Below are 383 nucleotides of genomic sequence, written 5' to 3'. Positions count from 1 at the left end.
TTAGATCCTAGGCATCCACCATGCGCCCTTATTCGCTTTAAAAATCTTTAGTATTCTAATACTACTATTTCGAATACAACTTGCATTTCCCAATATGTCAAAGAACTTTTAATCACTGACCTCTTTTCCAAGATTTCATTTGCGTGATTATTGCCGATGTGTGAGAGCCGATCTCTGTAACCCTTTGTGGTTACACATCTTTTTGTAAAGAACTTTTACTTTCCGCCTGGCGTGTAGCCATAGGCGTTAGTACAATAAATTAAAAGAAGGAAACAACAGCTCATAGGTTAATGAGCTCTAAAAAGGAGGTATTCCAGCCGCACCTTCCGATACGGCTACCTTGTTACGACTTAGCCCCAATTACCGATTTTACCCTAGGCGGT

General features: G+C 40.2%; 1 rRNA gene. It reads right to left on the bottom strand.

Features of this window, described 5'->3' with window-relative positions:
• Positions 1–301 precede the first annotated feature (301 nt).
• Positions 302–383 (bottom strand): 16S ribosomal RNA (locus tag HGH90_RS31515); the annotation flags it as partial.

Source organism: Chitinophaga sp. Ak27, from assembly GCF_012726295.1.
Taxonomy (GTDB): Bacteria; Bacteroidota; Bacteroidia; order Chitinophagales; family Chitinophagaceae; genus Chitinophaga.
This window is presented reverse-complemented; position numbering and strand designations above follow the sequence as displayed.